We start from the raw sequence: 15,118 nt of genomic DNA, 5'->3' as shown, positions 1-15,118 counted from the left end.
CCGGTGCGCTGCGGGTCAGCCCGCGGGCGCCGGTTCGGGTGCCGGTTCCGGCACAGGTGCCGGTTCGGGTCCGGGCGCAGGAGCACCCTCGGGTGCGGGTCCTGCGACGTCGGCCGGCTGATCCTGCATCGCCTGGTCGTAGGCGTCGTCGTAGGCGCGCAGCACCTTGGTGACGACACCCGTGACCTCGTTGAAGATCAGCGAGCCGAACTCGAAGTCCGAACGCCAACCGTCCGGCACCCGGTACTCGTCGCTGGTGGGCAACCCCAGCTCACCAGCGTCGAGTCCGTTCTTCTCCCACGCCTTGTAGATCTCGCCGAGTACCGTCCACGTGCCGCCGTTCGGTGACGTGTAGATGGCCCCGTTGACGAAATTCACTCGTTCGAAACCGCTCTTGACCGCGGGAAGGATCGAGGTCACCGCCTGTCCGAGCCGTCCGAGTTCGCCGCCCTCGGCGAGCCACTTCTGGACCAGCGGGTGACCGCTGAGGCGGATCAGCTCGTCGACGACACCTTCGGCGGTGTCGGCCGAGCCCGAGGCGAGCGCTCCGACGTTGATGTCCGGCACGTTCGGCGACGGATTGGACGGCGACGGATTGGACGGCGACGGGTTCGAGGGTTGCGGGTTCGAGGGTTGCGGGTTCGACGGCGACGGGTTCGAGGGCTGCGGGGCAGTGCCACCGCCACCGCCCTTTGCCGCAGCGACGGCGATATCGCGGATCTTGCCCATCTGCGAGTAGCCGGCATCACCCGGGCAGCTGGTGTTGCCCACGTCGCGGTGCGCGAAGATGATCGGCAGATCCACCGCCGCACCCTGCGGGTAGGGGGTGAACGATGTGCCCTCGGAGTACATCGTGGTGCGGCCCTTGGGGTTCAGTCCCGCGCGGGCCAGACGCCAGCCGAGGAACTTGCCGACCGACTCCACCGCGGCCTGCGGCGGGGCCTGGGTCGAGAAGTCGCCCATCATCGCGATGCCGTGGGTGTTCTCGTTGAATCCACCCGCGTGTGCGCCCTGGACGTTGCGGTCGAGACCACCGGCGCGACCCTCGAAGATCTGGCCGTACTTGTCGACGAGGGTGTTGTATCCGATGTCGCACCAGCCGAGCGTGCGTGCGTGGTACGCGTAGATCGCGCGCACGATCTCGGCCGATTCGGCCTTCGAGTAGTTGTTGCTGCCCGCGGTGTGGTGCACGGTCGCGCCACCGAGGGAGTCGTCGTAGGTCGGGGTCTGGCAGCGCATCGACTCGTCGGCGCCCCACTGCTGGCGGGTGATCACCTTCAGGCCGGAGTTACCGAGCGGGCTCGCGATGTCCTCGAGTCGCGCGTCCGCTTCGCTGCTGCCGGGCGAGATGAGCACGGCACTGACCGCTTCGGCGGCCGCCTGCAGCGGGTTCTCGCGCAGCGGCTTGGACGAGGACGCGGGCACGTATCCGAGGTCGGGTGCATCGGCTGCGGGTGCAGCGACCGGCGCGGGTGCCTCGTCGGCGGGGACCGGGGCCTCCGCCGGGGCTGCAGGAGCAGGAGCTTCGGGCGCCGGTGCCTCCGGGGCGGGTGCCTCCGGGGCGGGTGCCTCGGGAGCGGGAGCGGGAGCTTCGGGTGCCGGCGGGGCCTCCGCGCCGGCGAGATTCGGTTCGGGGCCGGGACGCGGCGTCAGCAGCACCTGCACCGCACGGGTGGCACCGACGTAGATCGGCTCCGTGCCCGTGCGTCCCTCGCTGGTGGCGTCGTCGGCGCGCGTCTCGATCGGCTCGGTCGCGGTCCAGGGACCCCAGCTGCCGTCGTCCTGCTGCGCGCGGATGAGCGCGTCGGTGGCGGCGACGTCCTCGGCGGCGAGCGCGACGAGGCTGAACGGGGTGTCGCGGGTGAGTTCCTTGACGGTCGCACCGACGCGCTGGACGAGTCCGCCGTTCGGGTCGGGAGCAGTCGTGATCTGCGGGAGCCCGTCGACGATCTCCTTCAGGCTGAGGTCCGGCAGGTTGAGACCGGTGAGCTCCTCGAGCGGGATGATCAGGTCGGGCACCGAGGCAAGCACGACTTCCGCGATATCGGGTGCCACTGCCTCGACGGTGTCGTTGGCATTCCGGATCTCGGGAGCGGTGCTGGTCAGCCCGGTGACGGCGAAGGGCGTCGCGACGGCCAGGGCGGCGACGGCACCCAGGACGATCGACGGCTTGGGGCGGCGATGCGGCACTGTTTGCTACTCCCTGTCGTTGGTGCTCCAGCGGACGGTTCCGACTTCGGATCGTCCCTTACGTGTCGCTTCCGTGGCCCGGTTCGGACACGAAAGTTCTGTAACTCGTGATTCTTGTGTTGCTTCTGTGACATTTGTTGCCTAGCTCCGTCACTCTTGTCACACTAGACGCAGCAAACCTTAAGCCTCAACCTGAGCTTGAGGATCGGTCGAAATTGTCCGATATCGCGGATCACGAGTTCGCGCCTACAGCGACAACGAGGGAGCAACGTCATGTCACGACAGTCCATCGGGCGCAGAGGCAAGATCCGGAGGCGGCGCATCATCCTCGGCAGGCCGCTGCGCAACGGATGGCGTCCCTCCGTCGCCCGTGCCGCCGCGATCGGGGTCGCTCCCGCGCTGCTCGTCGGAGCCGGCGTGGGCGCGCTCGTCCAGAGCAACCAGGCGGCACCAGGTGTCGTGCAAGCGGTTTCGGCCGACACGCCCTTCACGTTCAGTGGCTTCGGTCACGGCCACGGTCGTGGCATGGGGCAGTGGGGTGCCTACGGCTACGCCCAGGACGGGTGGACCGCCGAGCGGATCATCGGCCACTACTACGGCGGCACCGAACTCGGCACGGTCGACGACGCGATGATCGCGGTCCGTCTCATGGCGCGCGACGACCACACCCTCGACGTCTACTCCGACACCGGCATGGTCGTCGCCGGTAAGCAACTCGCGCCCGGCGAGGCCGCGCACCTGACACCCACCCCGGACGGCGGCGCGAACGTCGTCGTCACCGAGGGCTGCAGCGGCGACGTGCTGTGGCAGGCAGCCACCGACCTGCCGTGGGTGGACCCGATCGACCTCGCCGAGGACCGTCCCGCGAACGAGCACCTCACGATGTGCTCGGACGACAAGACCTACCGCGGTGCCCTCGGTGTGGTGCTCGACGGCACCGCCCCGCGCACCGTCAACCGCCTCCACGTCGAGGACTACCTGCGCAGCGTGGTCCCCGCCGAGGCGCTGCCCGCCTGGGCCGACACCGGTGGTGCCGAGGCGCTGCGGGCGCAGGCCATCGCCGCGCGGTCCTACGCCCTCGCCGAGAAGCGCCACGAGAAGTGGCAGACCTGCGACACCACGGACTGTCAGGTCTACGGCGGGTCGGGCGTCGAGGATCCGCGCACGGACGACGGTGTGCGCACCACCCGCGGAACCGTCCTGATGAAGGACGGCGAGGTCGTGCGCAGCGAGTTCTCCGCCTCCACCGGCGGCTACTCGGCCGGCGGCACCTTCCCGCCCGTCGAGGACGAGGGTGACAAGGTCGCCCCGAACCGCGAATGGGCCAAGACCTTCACCGCGGCCGAGATCGGCAGCAAGTTCGGCGTCGGCGACCTCCAGGCATTCGAGGTGCTCTCCCGCAACAATCTCGGACCCGAAGGCGGTCGCGTGACCCGGGTCCGCGTGGTCGGCTCCGACCGCACCATCGAAACGACGGGCGCCGAGGCACGGACCAAGCTGGGACTGCGTTCCGACTGGTTCACCGTCAAGGAAGGCATCGACGAGGACGCCCCGGAGATCACTCCGGCACCCGAACCCGGCCCCGAAACCGGCACCGATCCCTTCGGCAGCGGCACCGGCACCTCGCCCATCGAGCAGGCCTATCTGGACCTCGGCGGCGTCGACAGCGTGCTCGGCTCGCCCATCGGCCCCGAGCTGATGCTGCCCGACGAGATCGGCAAGTTCCGGATCTTCACCGGCGGCGCGATCGTGTGGACACCGGACCTCGGTGCTCAGGTCATCGACGCGAGCTTCCTGAAGGACTGGTTCCCGAGCACGGGTAGCGCCGAGTAACCCGACGGCACATCTCGACCGGCCGGTCGCCCCGAACAGGGCGGCCGGCCGGTGGCGTTCCGGCACCGCGACGACGATGGTTGACATTGACGCAACGTCAAGATGCACGCTGGGCGTAGCCGGAAAGAAGGAGGTGGGCACGTGCGGGAATGGTCGATCCAGCAACTGGCACGCGCCGCCGGTGTCACCAGCCGCACACTGCGGCACTACGGCGACGTGGGGGTGCTGCATCCGAGCCGCACCGGCAGCAACGGCATGCGGTTCTACGACGAGGACGCACTCGTGCGTCTCCAGCGCATCCTGCTGCTCCGCGATCTGGGACTGGCCCTGCCCGCCATCCGCGACGTGCTCGCCGGTCACGACGACACCGCGAGCGCACTGCGCACCCACCTCGACCTGCTCGAACACGAGCGCCGGCAGTTGGACCGCCGTATCGCGGCGGTGCGCACCACCTTGGCGAAGACGGAGAGAGGGGAGGAACTCGTGGCAGACGAAGTGTTCGACGGGTTCGACCACACGCAGTACCGGGACGAGGTCATCGAACGGTGGGGCACGGACGCCTACGACTCGGGCGATCGTTGGTGGCGGGGCATGGACGACGCCGCCAGGCACGACTGGATGAAGCAGGTCGAGCAGCTGAACCATGACTGGATCGCGGCGGCCCGGGCCGGTCTCGACCCGGCGGGCCCCGAAGCGCAGGACCTCGCGCGGCGGCACGTCGCCTGGCTGTCGTCGATTCCGGGCACCCCGGGAGGCGGCACTGCGGCGGGCAGTCCGCGGGAGTACGTGCTCGGTCTCGCCGACATGTACGTCGAGGACGAGCGTTTCGCGGCGAACTACGGAGGACGGGAGGGCGCCGAATTCGTCCGTGACGCGCTCACCTACTACGTGTGAGTGTGACGGCCCTCTCGGTCCGCCCGGACCGAGAGGGCACCTCCGCGACGGAGTCGCATACCCTGGTCTCCCGTGACTGCTGCATCAGCGCCCCAGCCCTCCACCGGTGAGTACGACCTGATCGTCGTCGGCTCCGGATTCTTCGGACTGACGATCGCCGAGCGCGCGGCCACGCAGCTCGGCAAGCGAGTGCTCGTGATCGAGCGTCGCCACCACCTCGGTGGCAACGCATACTCCGAGCCCGAACCGGAAACCGGAATCGAGATCCACAAGTACGGTGCCCACCTGTTCCACACCTCCAACAAGAGGGTGTGGGACTACGTGAACCAGTTCACCGATTTCACCGGCTACCAGCATCGCGTGTTCGCGATGCACAAGGGCCAGGCCTACCAGTTCCCGATGGGTCTCGGACTGGTGTCGCAGTTCTTCGGCCGGTACTTCAGCCCCGACGAGGCACGCGCCCTCATCAAGGAGCAGGCCGCCGAGATCGACACCGCCGAGGCGAAGAACCTCGAGGAGAAGGCGATCTCCCTGATCGGCCGCCCCCTGTACGAGGCGTTCGTCCGCGACTACACGGCCAAGCAGTGGCAGACCGACCCGAAGGAACTGCCCGCCGGCAACATCGCCCGGCTGCCCGTCCGCTACACCTTCGACAACCGCTACTTCAACGACACCTACGAGGGCCTGCCGGTCGACGGGTACACGGCGTGGCTGGAGAACATGGCGGAGAACGAGCGGATCGAGGTCCGGCTCGACACCGACTGGTTCGAGGTGCGCGATGAGGTCCGTGCCGCGAGCCCGGAAGCCCCCGTCGTCTACACCGGCCCGCTCGACCGCTACTTCGACTACTCCGAGGGCCGGCTCGGATGGCGCACCCTCGACTTCGAGACCGAGGTGCTGCCCACCGGCGACTTCCAGGGCACCCCGGTCATGAACTACAACGACGCCGACGTGCCCTACACCCGCATCCACGAGTTCCGGCACTTCCACCCCGAGCGCGACACCTACCCGACCGACAAGACGGTCATCATGCGTGAGTACTCGCGTTTCGCCGAGAACGACGACGAGCCGTACTACCCGATCAACACCCCCGAGGACCGCGAGAAACTCAACGCCTATCGCTCCCTCGCGAAGAAGGAAGCCGCGGACAACAAGGTGCTCTTCGGTGGCAGGCTCGGCACCTACCAGTACCTCGACATGCACATGGCGATCGCGAGCGCGCTGTCGATGTTCGACAACGTCCTCGCCCCGCATTTCGACTCGGGAGCGCCCATCGCCGGGGACGCCTCGTGAGCGCCGCGAAGCACGCGGCCGTCGCGAAGCACGAGGCGGCGAGTACCCCCGCCACGGAGGACGAACTGCTCGGCCGGTCGCTGCTGCAGCGCATCATCCTGCCGCGCCCGGGCGAGCCCCTCGACGTGCGCACGCTCTACCTCGAGGAGTCGCCCACCAACGCGCGTCGCGCCCACGCGACGAGCCGGACGACGCTGGCGATCGGCGCCGAGTCCGAGGTGTCGCTGTGCACCTACTTCAACGCCTTCCCGGCGAGCTACTGGCGTCGCTGGAGCACGCTCGGCTCGGTGGTGCTGCGACTCGAACTCACCGGCCACGGCCGCGTCGACCTGTACCGCAGCAAGGCCGACTCGAGCCGCATCCACGTCACCGGCCGCGAGTTCCGCGGGTCCGACACGGTCGTCGAGATCGAAGCCGACCTGGGGCCGTTCGAGGACGGCGGCTGGCTGTGGTTCGACGTCACCACCGACAGCGAGGTCACGCTGCACGCCGCCGGCTGGTACGCACCTGTCGAGGCGCCCGGACACGCCTCGGTCGCAGTGGGCATCCCGACCTTCAACCGCCCTGCCGACTGCGTGAAGGCGCTGCGTGCGCTCGCGTCCGACCCGCTGGTGATGGACGTCGTCGACGCCGTCATCATCCCCGACCAGGGCACCCGCAAGGTTCGCGACGAGGCCGACTTCGCGGAGGCCGCCGAACCCTTCGGCGACCGTCTCGTCATCCACGACCAGGGCAACCTCGGTGGCTCCGGCGGCTACAGCCGCATCATGTACGAGGCGCTGAAGACCACTTCCAGCCCGTACATCCTGTTCATGGACGACGACATCGAGATCGAACCCGACTCGATCCTGCGCGCGCTCGCCCTGTCGCGATTCGCGAAGAAGCCCATGCTCGTCGGCGGGCAGATGCTCAACCTGCAGGAACGCAGCCACCTGCACACCATGGGCGAGGTCATCCACCGCTCGAACTTCATGTGGGGTGCCGCGCCGAACGTCGAGTACGACCACGACTTCTCCACCAAGCCGCTGCGCGACCGGGAGAACTCGAAGCTCCTGCACCGACGCATCGACGTCGACTTCAACGGCTGGTGGATGTGCATGATCCCGCGCGTCGTCGCGGAGGAGATCGGCCAGCCCCTGCCGCTGTTCATCAAATGGGACGACGCCGAGTACGGCCTGCGGGCACGGGACGCCGGCTACCCCACGGTGACGATGCCCGGCGCCGCGATCTGGCACATGGCGTGGAGCGACAAGGACGACGCCATCGACTGGCAGGCGTACTTCCATCTGCGCAACCGGCTCGTCGTGGCCGCGCTGCACCAGCACGGCGACGCCAAGCCGATGGTGCTCGACACAATCAAGGCCACGATCAAGCACCTCGTGTGTCTCGAGTACTCGACGGTCGCGATCCAGAACAAGGCCATCGAGGACTTCCTCGCCGGTCCAGAGAACCTGTTCGAGCTGCTGCCGCGTGCCCTCGGCGAGGTGCACGCGCTCCGGAAGAACTTCCCCGACGCCGTGGTGCTGCCGTCGTCGACCGAACTGCCGATGGCATCCGGCGCCGAGGTCGGGGCCGTCGGACTGCCCGAGGGTGCGGTCGCGAAGGTCAGGCGTCTCGCGAAGGGTGTGCTGCACAACGTGCGCCCCGAGAACCGCGAGCACCACGAGCGGCCGCAGCTGAACGTGCCCACCATCGACGCGCGGTGGTTCCTGCTCTCGCAGGTCGACGGCGTGACGGTCACCACGGCGGACGGTCGGGGTGTCGTCTACCGTAAGCGCGACCGTGCTCAGGCCCAGGCCCTGCTCACCGAGGCGCTCAGGCTGCGACGCGAACTCGCGCGCCGGTTCCCCGAGATGAAGAAGCGGTACCGGGACGCGGTTCCCGCCCTGACCAGCAAGGAGGAGTGGGAGCGTGTCTTCGGAATCGGCAACTGACCCCGGCACTGCGGCTGCACGTCACTGGAAGAGCACCGACACCGAGGTGCGGGTGCTGCAGACCGTCCAGGCCACCGCCGGTGCCGTACCCGCAGCGACGACGATCGCCCGCGGCATGTCGCACTTCGGTGAGCACGCTCTCGGCTGGATCGCGATCGGCGCCGCCGGCGCCCTCGTCGACCGTCCCCGTCGCCGCAAGTGGGCGAGCGTGGCGGTCGGCGCGTTCGGTGCCCACGCGGCGTCCGTCGTCATCAAGCGGGTCGTGCGCCGTCCGCGGCCGGTGGACCCGACGGTGCAGGTCAACGTGTCCACGCCGAGCCGGCTGAGCTTCCCGTCGTCGCATGTGACGTCCACGACTGCGGCGGCCGTGCTACTCGCCCGCACCACCGGGCTACCCTTTCCCGCGGTGCTCGTGCCGCCCATGATGCTGTCCCGCCTGGTGCTGGGCGTGCACTATCCGACGGATGTACTGGCGGGTGCGGCACTCGGTGCGGCGTCCGCGGCCGTCGTGGCGCGGGCAGAGACGAAGTGGGGAGATCGATGAGCGAGGAACCGGCGCCCGTCAAGGAGGCGCCCAAAAGCCTGGGCGCCGGGATCGTCAAGGCGGTCCGTCCCCGACAGTGGGTGAAGAACGTCCTGGTGCTCGCGGCCCCGATGGCGGCCGGCTCGGTCACCCAGGTCGACGTGCTGCTGCCCGTCGCGCTCGCCTTCTTCGTCTTCTGTATGGCCGCCTCGGGCATCTACCTCGTCAACGACGCGATGGATGTCGAAGCCGACCGTGCACACCCCACCAAGCGGTTCCGGCCCATCGCGGCCGGCGTGCTCCCGGTGCGACTCGCGTACATCCTCGCGACGGTGCTGCTCGTCGGCTCGATCGCGCTGTCGTTCATCGCGAACTGGCAGCTCGCCGTCGTCATGGCGGTGTACATCGGCATCCAGCTCGCGTACTGCTTCGGGCTCAAGCACCAGGCCGTGCTCGACATCTGCATCGTCTCGTCGGGCTTCTTGATCCGTGCCATCGCCGGTGGCGTGGCCGCCGAGATCCCGCTGTCGCAGTGGTTCCTGCTGATCATGGCGTTCGGGTCGCTGTTCATGGCGGCCGGCAAACGGTACGCCGAGTTGCGCCTCGCGACCCGCACCGGCGCGAAGATCCGCAAGTCGCTCGAGTACTACACCGAGACCTACCTGCGGTTCGTGTGGACCGTCGCGGCGACGGCGGTCGTGCTCTGCTACGGCCTGTGGGCGTTCGAACAGGACAACGTGGCCGGTTCCAACTGGTACGCCATCTCGATGGTCCCGTTCGTCGTCGCCATCCTGCGCTACGCGGTCGACGTCGACGGCGGTGAAGCCGGCGAACCCGAGGAGATCGCCCTGAAGGACCGGGTGCTGCAGTTGCTCGCAGTGGTGTGGATCCTGGTGGTCGGCGGTGCTGTCTACCTCTTCTGACGTCGTGCACGGCGTCCACGACACCGAGGCCGGACCGTCCAGTACGGTCGGGCCCGTTCGGCGTGACCGCCTCACCGGCTGTGTGTTCGCCGCGGGTGTGGTCGTCTCCGCGTTCCTGATGTTCTGGGGAGCGTGGGAGCGGCGCTGGATCGCCGACGACGGTCTCATCGTCCTGCGAACCGTGCGCAACCTCCTCGCCGGCAACGGGCCGGTGTTCAACGCGGGGGAGCGTGTGGAGGCCAACACCTCCACCGCGTGGACGTACATCGTCTACGCGGGCGGATGGCTCACCGGCCTCCGCCTCGAATACGTGGTGCTCACGATCGCGCTCGTGTTGTCGACGGGCGCGATCGTCCTCGCCATGCTCGGCGCCGCACGCCTGTACCGGTGGCGACTGCGCGCCACCACGGGCACCGTGCTGCTCCTGCCCGCCGGTGTCCTCGTCTACATCGCGGTGCCCCCGGCCCGCGACTTCGCCACCTCGGGCCTCGAGTCCTGCCTGGTGATCTGCTGGCTCGGCCTGCTGTGGCTGCTCATGGCCCGGTGGGCGACCCCCACGCCGGGAGGGGACGGATCGCTCCCGGGTACCGGGCAGATCCTCGCCACGGCGTTCGTCGCCGGACTCGGCCCGCTCGTGCGACCCGAACTCGCGCTGGTCGCGGTGCTCGCACTCGCGATGCTGTTCCTCGCGCCCGGCCTCGACCTGTGCATCCGGGTCGCGATGGTCGCGGTCGCCGGGATGATCCCGATCGGTTACCAGATCTGGCGCATGGGCTATTACGGACTGCCCTATCCCAACACCGCGGTCGCCAAGGACGCCGGTGGTGCCAAGTGGTCGCAGGGCCTCGAATATCTCGGCAACCTCGTCTCGCCGTACCTGCTGTGGCTGCCGCTGCTGGTCCTCGCGGTCCTCGCCGCGCTCGTCCTCGCGACCAGCCGTGAGGTGGTGGGCCTCACCGCAGCGGCGGCGCGTCCCGATCCGCGCGACGTGCGGGCCATGCTGACCTGGGCGCAGAAGCTGTTGCGCACGCCGACCGCCGTCGTCGTGCTGTTCCTCGGCTCCGGTGTGCTGCTCGCGCTGTACTCGCTGCGTGTGGGCGGCGACTTCATGCACGGCCGCGTCCTCCTGCCGCCGCTGTTCTGCCTGCTCCTGCCCGTCGCCGTCGTCCCGCTGCGGATCCCGGACCGGGCGGAGCTCGGCAACAACCGGCCGACGCAGGTCGCGGGTGCGTTGGCCGTGCTGTGGCTGGGCACCGTCGTGTGGACGGCCGCCGCGGCCAACACGACCGGCATGACCGAGGGCGCCGTGGTGGGCCGATCCGGCATCGTCGACGAGCGCGCCTTCTACGCCCTCAACACCGGGCATCTGCATCCCATCCTGGCCGAGGACTATCTCGACTACCCACGTATGCGGGCCATGGTCGAGGCCATCGCGAACACCCCGAACGGCGGGCTGTTGCTGCCGACCCCCTCCTTCGACGCGTGGGACGTCGTGCCGCCACCCGAGCCCATCCCACCGGGCGGTGCCGGGCACACGGTGTTCTTCCTGAACCTGGGCATGACCAGCATGAACACCGGTCTGGACGTGCGGGTCGTCGACCAGATGGGCCTGGCCTACCCGCTCGCCGCGCACACCGAGCGTCTCGAGGACGGCCGGATCGGCCATGACAAGATCCTGTTCCCCGACTGGGTGGTCGCCGATTCGGGCATGGTCGACGTCCATCCGTGGATGCCGGGCTATCTCGACGAGGACTGGGTCGCGATGGCGAAGACCGCGCTGACCTGTCCCGAGACCCGGGAGATGATCGATTCCTCGAGCGCCGAACTCACGTGGGCACTGTTCAAGAGGAACCTGCGCAACGCGTTCGACTACGCCTCGTACCGGATCGAACGGGTGCCGAAGTACGAGATCCAGCGCTGTGACCTGCCGATGCCACCGCCGCGGGGGTGACGGCCGGACACCGAGATCAACTTGGCCCCCTTCGACTGTCTCGATAGGATCACGACGCATCACGGATAGGTAACATTCCGGCAGCGCGTGCTTGACCTATAGGTCAAGAGGTGCCCAAGAGCTGTTGAAACCAGGGTTTGTCAGAGATCACGCGGTCCTTTACAGTTTTGACCGCAGTGTGACTTGGGGCGGCCTTCCGCGGTCGTCATCGCCGGAATCCGGGGGACGCGAACGCGGACGCCGCAGACGAGAAAGAGAGCATTGTTCATGCGTTTTGTCCCGAGGTTGAGGCAGGGCCTTCGACGGCGACTGCTCGGCACCGCCGCCGCAGCTCTGGTCCTCCCCGTGGCTGCCGGCCTCGTCGGAACCACCGCCGCCGTCGCCGCGCCGGCGCAGGGAGCGCCGGTCTCGCACCGCGCGCCTGCAGGGGGCTTCGAAGAGGTCTTCGTCGAGTCCGACATGGGCCCGATCAAGGTTCAGATCCAGTGGGCTGCGCGCGGTGGCGACGCGGCGCTCTACATGCTCGACGGCCTGCGCGCTCGGGACGACGCGAACGCCTGGACGTTCGAGACGAACGCCCTGCAGCAGTTCGCGAACGACAACGTCAGCCTGATCATGCCGGTCGGCGGACAGTCGAGCTTCTACACCGACTGGTACGCGCCGTCCAACCTGAACGGCCAGGACATCACCTACAAGTGGGAGACGTTCCTGACGGAGCAGCTGCCCGACTATCTCGCCACCCGTGGCGTGTCGCGCAACAACAACGGCATTCTCGGCCTGTCGATGGGCGGTTCCGCCGCCCTGACCCTGGCCGCCTACCACCGCGACCAGTTCAAGTTCGCGTCGTCGTTGTCCGGCTACCTGAACCTGTCGGCTCCCGGCATGCGTGAGGCCATCCGCGTGGCGATGCTCGACGCCGGCCGGTTCAACGTCGACTCGATGTGGGGCCCGCCGTGGAGCCCGGCGTGGCTGCGCAACGACCCGTTCGTCTTCGCTCCGAAGCTCGAGGGTCTGTCGCTGTACATCTCGGCCGCCAGCGGTCTGCCCGGTGAGCACGACAACCCGCAGGGCTTCGTCGGCTACTACAACACCGCCAACGGCATGGCGCTCGAGGCGCTGTCCCTCGCCCAGACCCGCGCGTTCCAGCTCAAGCTGGCGACGCTCGGCATCCCGGCTACCTTCGACTTCCCGGCGCGCGGCACGCACGCATGGAAGTACTGGGAGGATCAGCTGTGGAAGGCACGCCCGCAGATCCTCGAGGCGCTGAACGCGTTCTGATCTCCGGTACGCACTGCTAGCAACGACGCCGCCCGCTCACCGATCCGGTGAGAGGGCGGCGTCGTAACTTTCTGCAACAATTTTCTCACCTGTCACAGCGCGGCACCCGCGATTCCGGGTGCCGCCGGTGTAGAAACAACATCCGGGACTCCGGTATTCCGAGTCGGCATACCCAGCCGGGCGCCCTGCCACTGCCGCCGTCGCGGTCCACCCGAAGCCGCACTTCGGCAGGAAATCCGGCAACGCAGAAAGTGAGCGATGCAGATGCGAACTGAGCTCGAGCACGGTGAGCGACGGACGGGGCCGAGCAGGAGAGCGGCTCGCGTCGCGGGTGCGCGGCGCAGAAGATCCCGTGCGCTCGCACTGATCGCCGCAGCCCTCGTCGCGCCCGTCGCCGCAGGTCTGACCACCGTCTCGGTGGCTACCGCCGATCCGCTCATCGCCCAGTCCGGCCCGACGAGCACTGCCGGTGCGACCGTCCGCTCTGTCGATTGGCTCACCGATCGCCGCGTCGCTCTGTGGATCGACTCGCCGTCGATGGGGACGCCGATCCAGGTGCAGCTGCTGCTCGCGCGCGACTGGAACAGCAAGCCCGACGCGAAGTTCCCGTCGGTGTTCATGCTCGACGGCATGCGCGCGCGCGACGACGAGAACGGGTGGACGCTCGAGACCGATGCGGAGGCCTTCTTCGCCGACAAGAACGTCAACGTCGTGCTGCCGGTGGGCGGCCAGTCGAGCTTCTACTCCGACTGGATCGATCAGAACAACGGACAGAACTACAAGTGGGAGACCTTCCTGACGAAGGAACTCCCTCCGCTGCTCGAACGCGACTGGCGTACCACCGACAAGCGTGGCGTCGTCGGCCTGTCGATGGGCGGTACCGCCGCGATGTTCCTACCCGCCCGCAACCCGGGCTTCGCGCAGTTCGCGGCGTCGTTGTCCGGCATCCTCACCACGACCACCCTCGGCATGCCCGAGGCCATCCACTACGCGATGCAGGACGCCGGTGGTTTCGACTCCGAGGCGATGTGGGGTGCGCCCGGCTCCGAGGGCTGGGAGTCGCACGATCCCTACCTGCTCGCCGACAAGCTCAAGGGCGTGAGCCTGTACGTCTCGAGCGGCAGCGGCACCACCGGCCCCCACGACGATCCGTCGGGCATCCCCGGGGTCAGCACCAACTACGCCGGCATGGGCCTCGAGATCCTCTCGCGCCTCACCTCGCAGGCGTTCGCGACGAAGCTCGAGAAGCAGGGCATCCCCGCCCAGATCGTGTACCGGCCGTCGGGCACCCACACGTGGAAGTACTGGGAGTTCGAACTGCACCAGCTGTGGCCGCAGCTCGCCAACACCCTCGGGGTCGAGGTCGACAAGCCCGAGTGCAACCCCACCGGCGCCTTCGGCGATGTGGCGAACGTGAACGGTTGGCTCGGCGACTGCCTCACCGGTGAATACGACGTCGCCGGTGGCAAGGTGCAGGACTTCCGCTTCGGCCGCGTCTTCTCGTCCGACGGCACGACGGTGCCGGTCGGGGGTGCGATCGGCGGCGCCTACCAGGGTGTCGGCGGTCCGGCCGGGCAGCTCGGCTATCCGACCACCGAGGAACGCGTCGCACCCGACGGACGCGGACGGTTCAACCATTTCCGGAACGGCGCGATCTACTGGACGCCCGAGCACGGCGCCCACGCGGTCCGCGGAAAGATCTTCGAGGAATGGAAGAACCAGGGCTGGGAGGGCGGACCGCTCGGCTACCCGATCCTCGACGAGGCGGCGACCCCCGACGGCCGCGGCGCGGTCCAGGGCTTCGAGATCGGCGCCATGTATTGGAGCGAGGACACCGGCGCCCACGGCGTGCAGGGCATGATCCTCGACAAGTACTCCCAGCTCGGCTACGAGACGGGAGTCCTGGGCTACCCGACGGCCAGCGAGCAGCCCGCAGGGCGTGACGGTCGCTTCAACGAGTTCCAGCACGGCAACATCTACTGGAGCCCGCTCACCGGTGCCTGGCCGGTCCGCGGCAAGATCCTCGAGGCGTGGCTCGCCGAGAAGGGTGCCGAAGGACGTCTGGGCCTGCCGATCAGCGACGAGTTCCCGGCCGTGGACGGCAAGGGTGTCCAGCAGAACTTTCAGAACGGCTTCATCACCCTCGACGGCGACGAAGTGAAGCTGCAGCCGTAACCGAACGACAGCAGGGTCGGCCCGTGTAACCGGGGGAGGAGGGACGCTCCTACCGGCCGCACGGGCCGCTCTGTAGCCTGGGGCGCATCTGACCAAGTTCGACCGACATCCCGGATGTGAGGAC

Annotated in this window: 10 protein-coding genes; 9 read left to right on the top strand and 1 reads right to left on the bottom strand. The window is 68.5% G+C overall.

Going from position 1 to position 15,118, the window contains the following annotated elements:
• Positions 1 to 15 precede the first annotated feature (15 nt).
• On the bottom strand, positions 16 to 2,190 hold the full coding sequence (locus BLV31_RS01515) for an N-acetylmuramoyl-L-alanine amidase (protein ID WP_072740469.1): 2,175 nt from the start codon (positions 2,188 to 2,190) through the stop codon (positions 16 to 18).
• Between the two features lie 273 nt (positions 2,191 to 2,463).
• Here BLV31_RS01515 and BLV31_RS01510 point away from each other — a divergent pair, with 273 nt between their 5' ends.
• The 9 genes from BLV31_RS01510 to BLV31_RS01470 all read left to right on the top strand — a co-directional run bounded on the left by BLV31_RS01510 (position 2,464) and on the right by BLV31_RS01470 (position 14,994).
• Entirely contained in the window at positions 2,464 to 4,023 is a 1,560-nt protein-coding gene (locus BLV31_RS01510) for a SpoIID/LytB domain-containing protein (protein ID WP_006553435.1), read from the top strand.
• Between the two features lie 141 nt (positions 4,024 to 4,164).
• Complete coding sequence (locus tag BLV31_RS01505) at positions 4,165 to 4,917, top strand: MerR family transcriptional regulator (RefSeq protein ID WP_081263519.1); 753 nt, start codon at positions 4,165 to 4,167, stop codon at positions 4,915 to 4,917.
• Positions 4,918 to 4,989: 72 nt separating this feature from the next.
• Positions 4,990 to 6,210, top strand: coding sequence for a UDP-galactopyranose mutase (gene glf, locus BLV31_RS01500; RefSeq protein ID WP_006553437.1), 1,221 nt, complete (start codon positions 4,990 to 4,992; stop codon positions 6,208 to 6,210).
• Positions 6,207 to 8,144: a glycosyltransferase gene (locus BLV31_RS01495; RefSeq protein ID WP_006553438.1), complete on the top strand. Its 1,938-nt coding sequence runs from the start codon at positions 6,207 to 6,209 to the stop codon at positions 8,142 to 8,144. The genes glf and BLV31_RS01495 overlap by 4 nt, the downstream gene beginning before the upstream one ends.
• 46 nt (positions 8,145 to 8,190) lie before the next feature.
• Positions 8,191 to 8,688, top strand: coding sequence for a phosphatase PAP2 family protein (locus BLV31_RS01490; RefSeq protein ID WP_024102673.1), 498 nt, complete (start codon positions 8,191 to 8,193; stop codon positions 8,686 to 8,688).
• Positions 8,685 to 9,590 (top strand): decaprenyl-phosphate phosphoribosyltransferase, encoded by a 906-nt coding sequence (locus BLV31_RS01485; protein ID WP_006553440.1) that lies wholly within the window; start codon positions 8,685 to 8,687, stop codon positions 9,588 to 9,590. Before BLV31_RS01490 ends, BLV31_RS01485 begins: the two co-directional genes overlap by 4 nt.
• Positions 9,591 to 9,594: 4 nt before the next feature.
• Positions 9,595 to 11,541 (top strand): arabinofuranosyltransferase AftB family protein, encoded by a 1,947-nt coding sequence (locus tag BLV31_RS01480; protein WP_081263520.1) that lies wholly within the window; start codon positions 9,595 to 9,597, stop codon positions 11,539 to 11,541.
• 267 nt (positions 11,542 to 11,808) lie between these two features.
• The gene (locus tag BLV31_RS01475; RefSeq protein ID WP_006553442.1) at positions 11,809 to 12,819 is read left to right on the top strand and encodes an alpha/beta hydrolase; all 1,011 of its coding nucleotides are present in this window, start codon (positions 11,809 to 11,811) and stop codon (positions 12,817 to 12,819) included.
• 258 nt (positions 12,820 to 13,077) lie between these two features.
• On the top strand, positions 13,078 to 14,994 hold the full coding sequence (locus tag BLV31_RS01470) for an alpha/beta hydrolase-fold protein (protein WP_064061846.1): 1,917 nt from the start codon (positions 13,078 to 13,080) through the stop codon (positions 14,992 to 14,994).
• The last annotated feature ends 124 nt before the right edge of the window (positions 14,995 to 15,118 follow it).

This window comes from Rhodococcus pyridinivorans, assembly GCF_900105195.1.
GTDB lineage: Bacteria > Actinomycetota > Actinomycetes > Mycobacteriales > Mycobacteriaceae > Rhodococcus > Rhodococcus pyridinivorans.
The sequence above is the reverse complement of the archived record's forward strand: the minus strand, read 5'-3'. Positions and strand labels throughout refer to the sequence as shown.

Bases quoted from the DNA above. Each gene is read 5' to 3' on its own strand.
- BLV31_RS01510 (WP_006553435.1), top strand. From the start codon at position 2,464: ATGTCACGACAGTCCATCGGGCGCAGAGGCAAGATCCGGAGGCGGCGC.
- BLV31_RS01485 (WP_006553440.1), top strand. From the start codon at position 8,685: ATGAGCGAGGAACCGGCGCCCGTCAAGGAGGCGCCCAAAAGCCTGGGC.
- BLV31_RS01475 (WP_006553442.1), top strand. From the start codon at position 11,809: ATGCGTTTTGTCCCGAGGTTGAGGCAGGGCCTTCGACGGCGACTGCTC.
- BLV31_RS01470 (WP_064061846.1), top strand. From the start codon at position 13,078: ATGCAGATGCGAACTGAGCTCGAGCACGGTGAGCGACGGACGGGGCCG.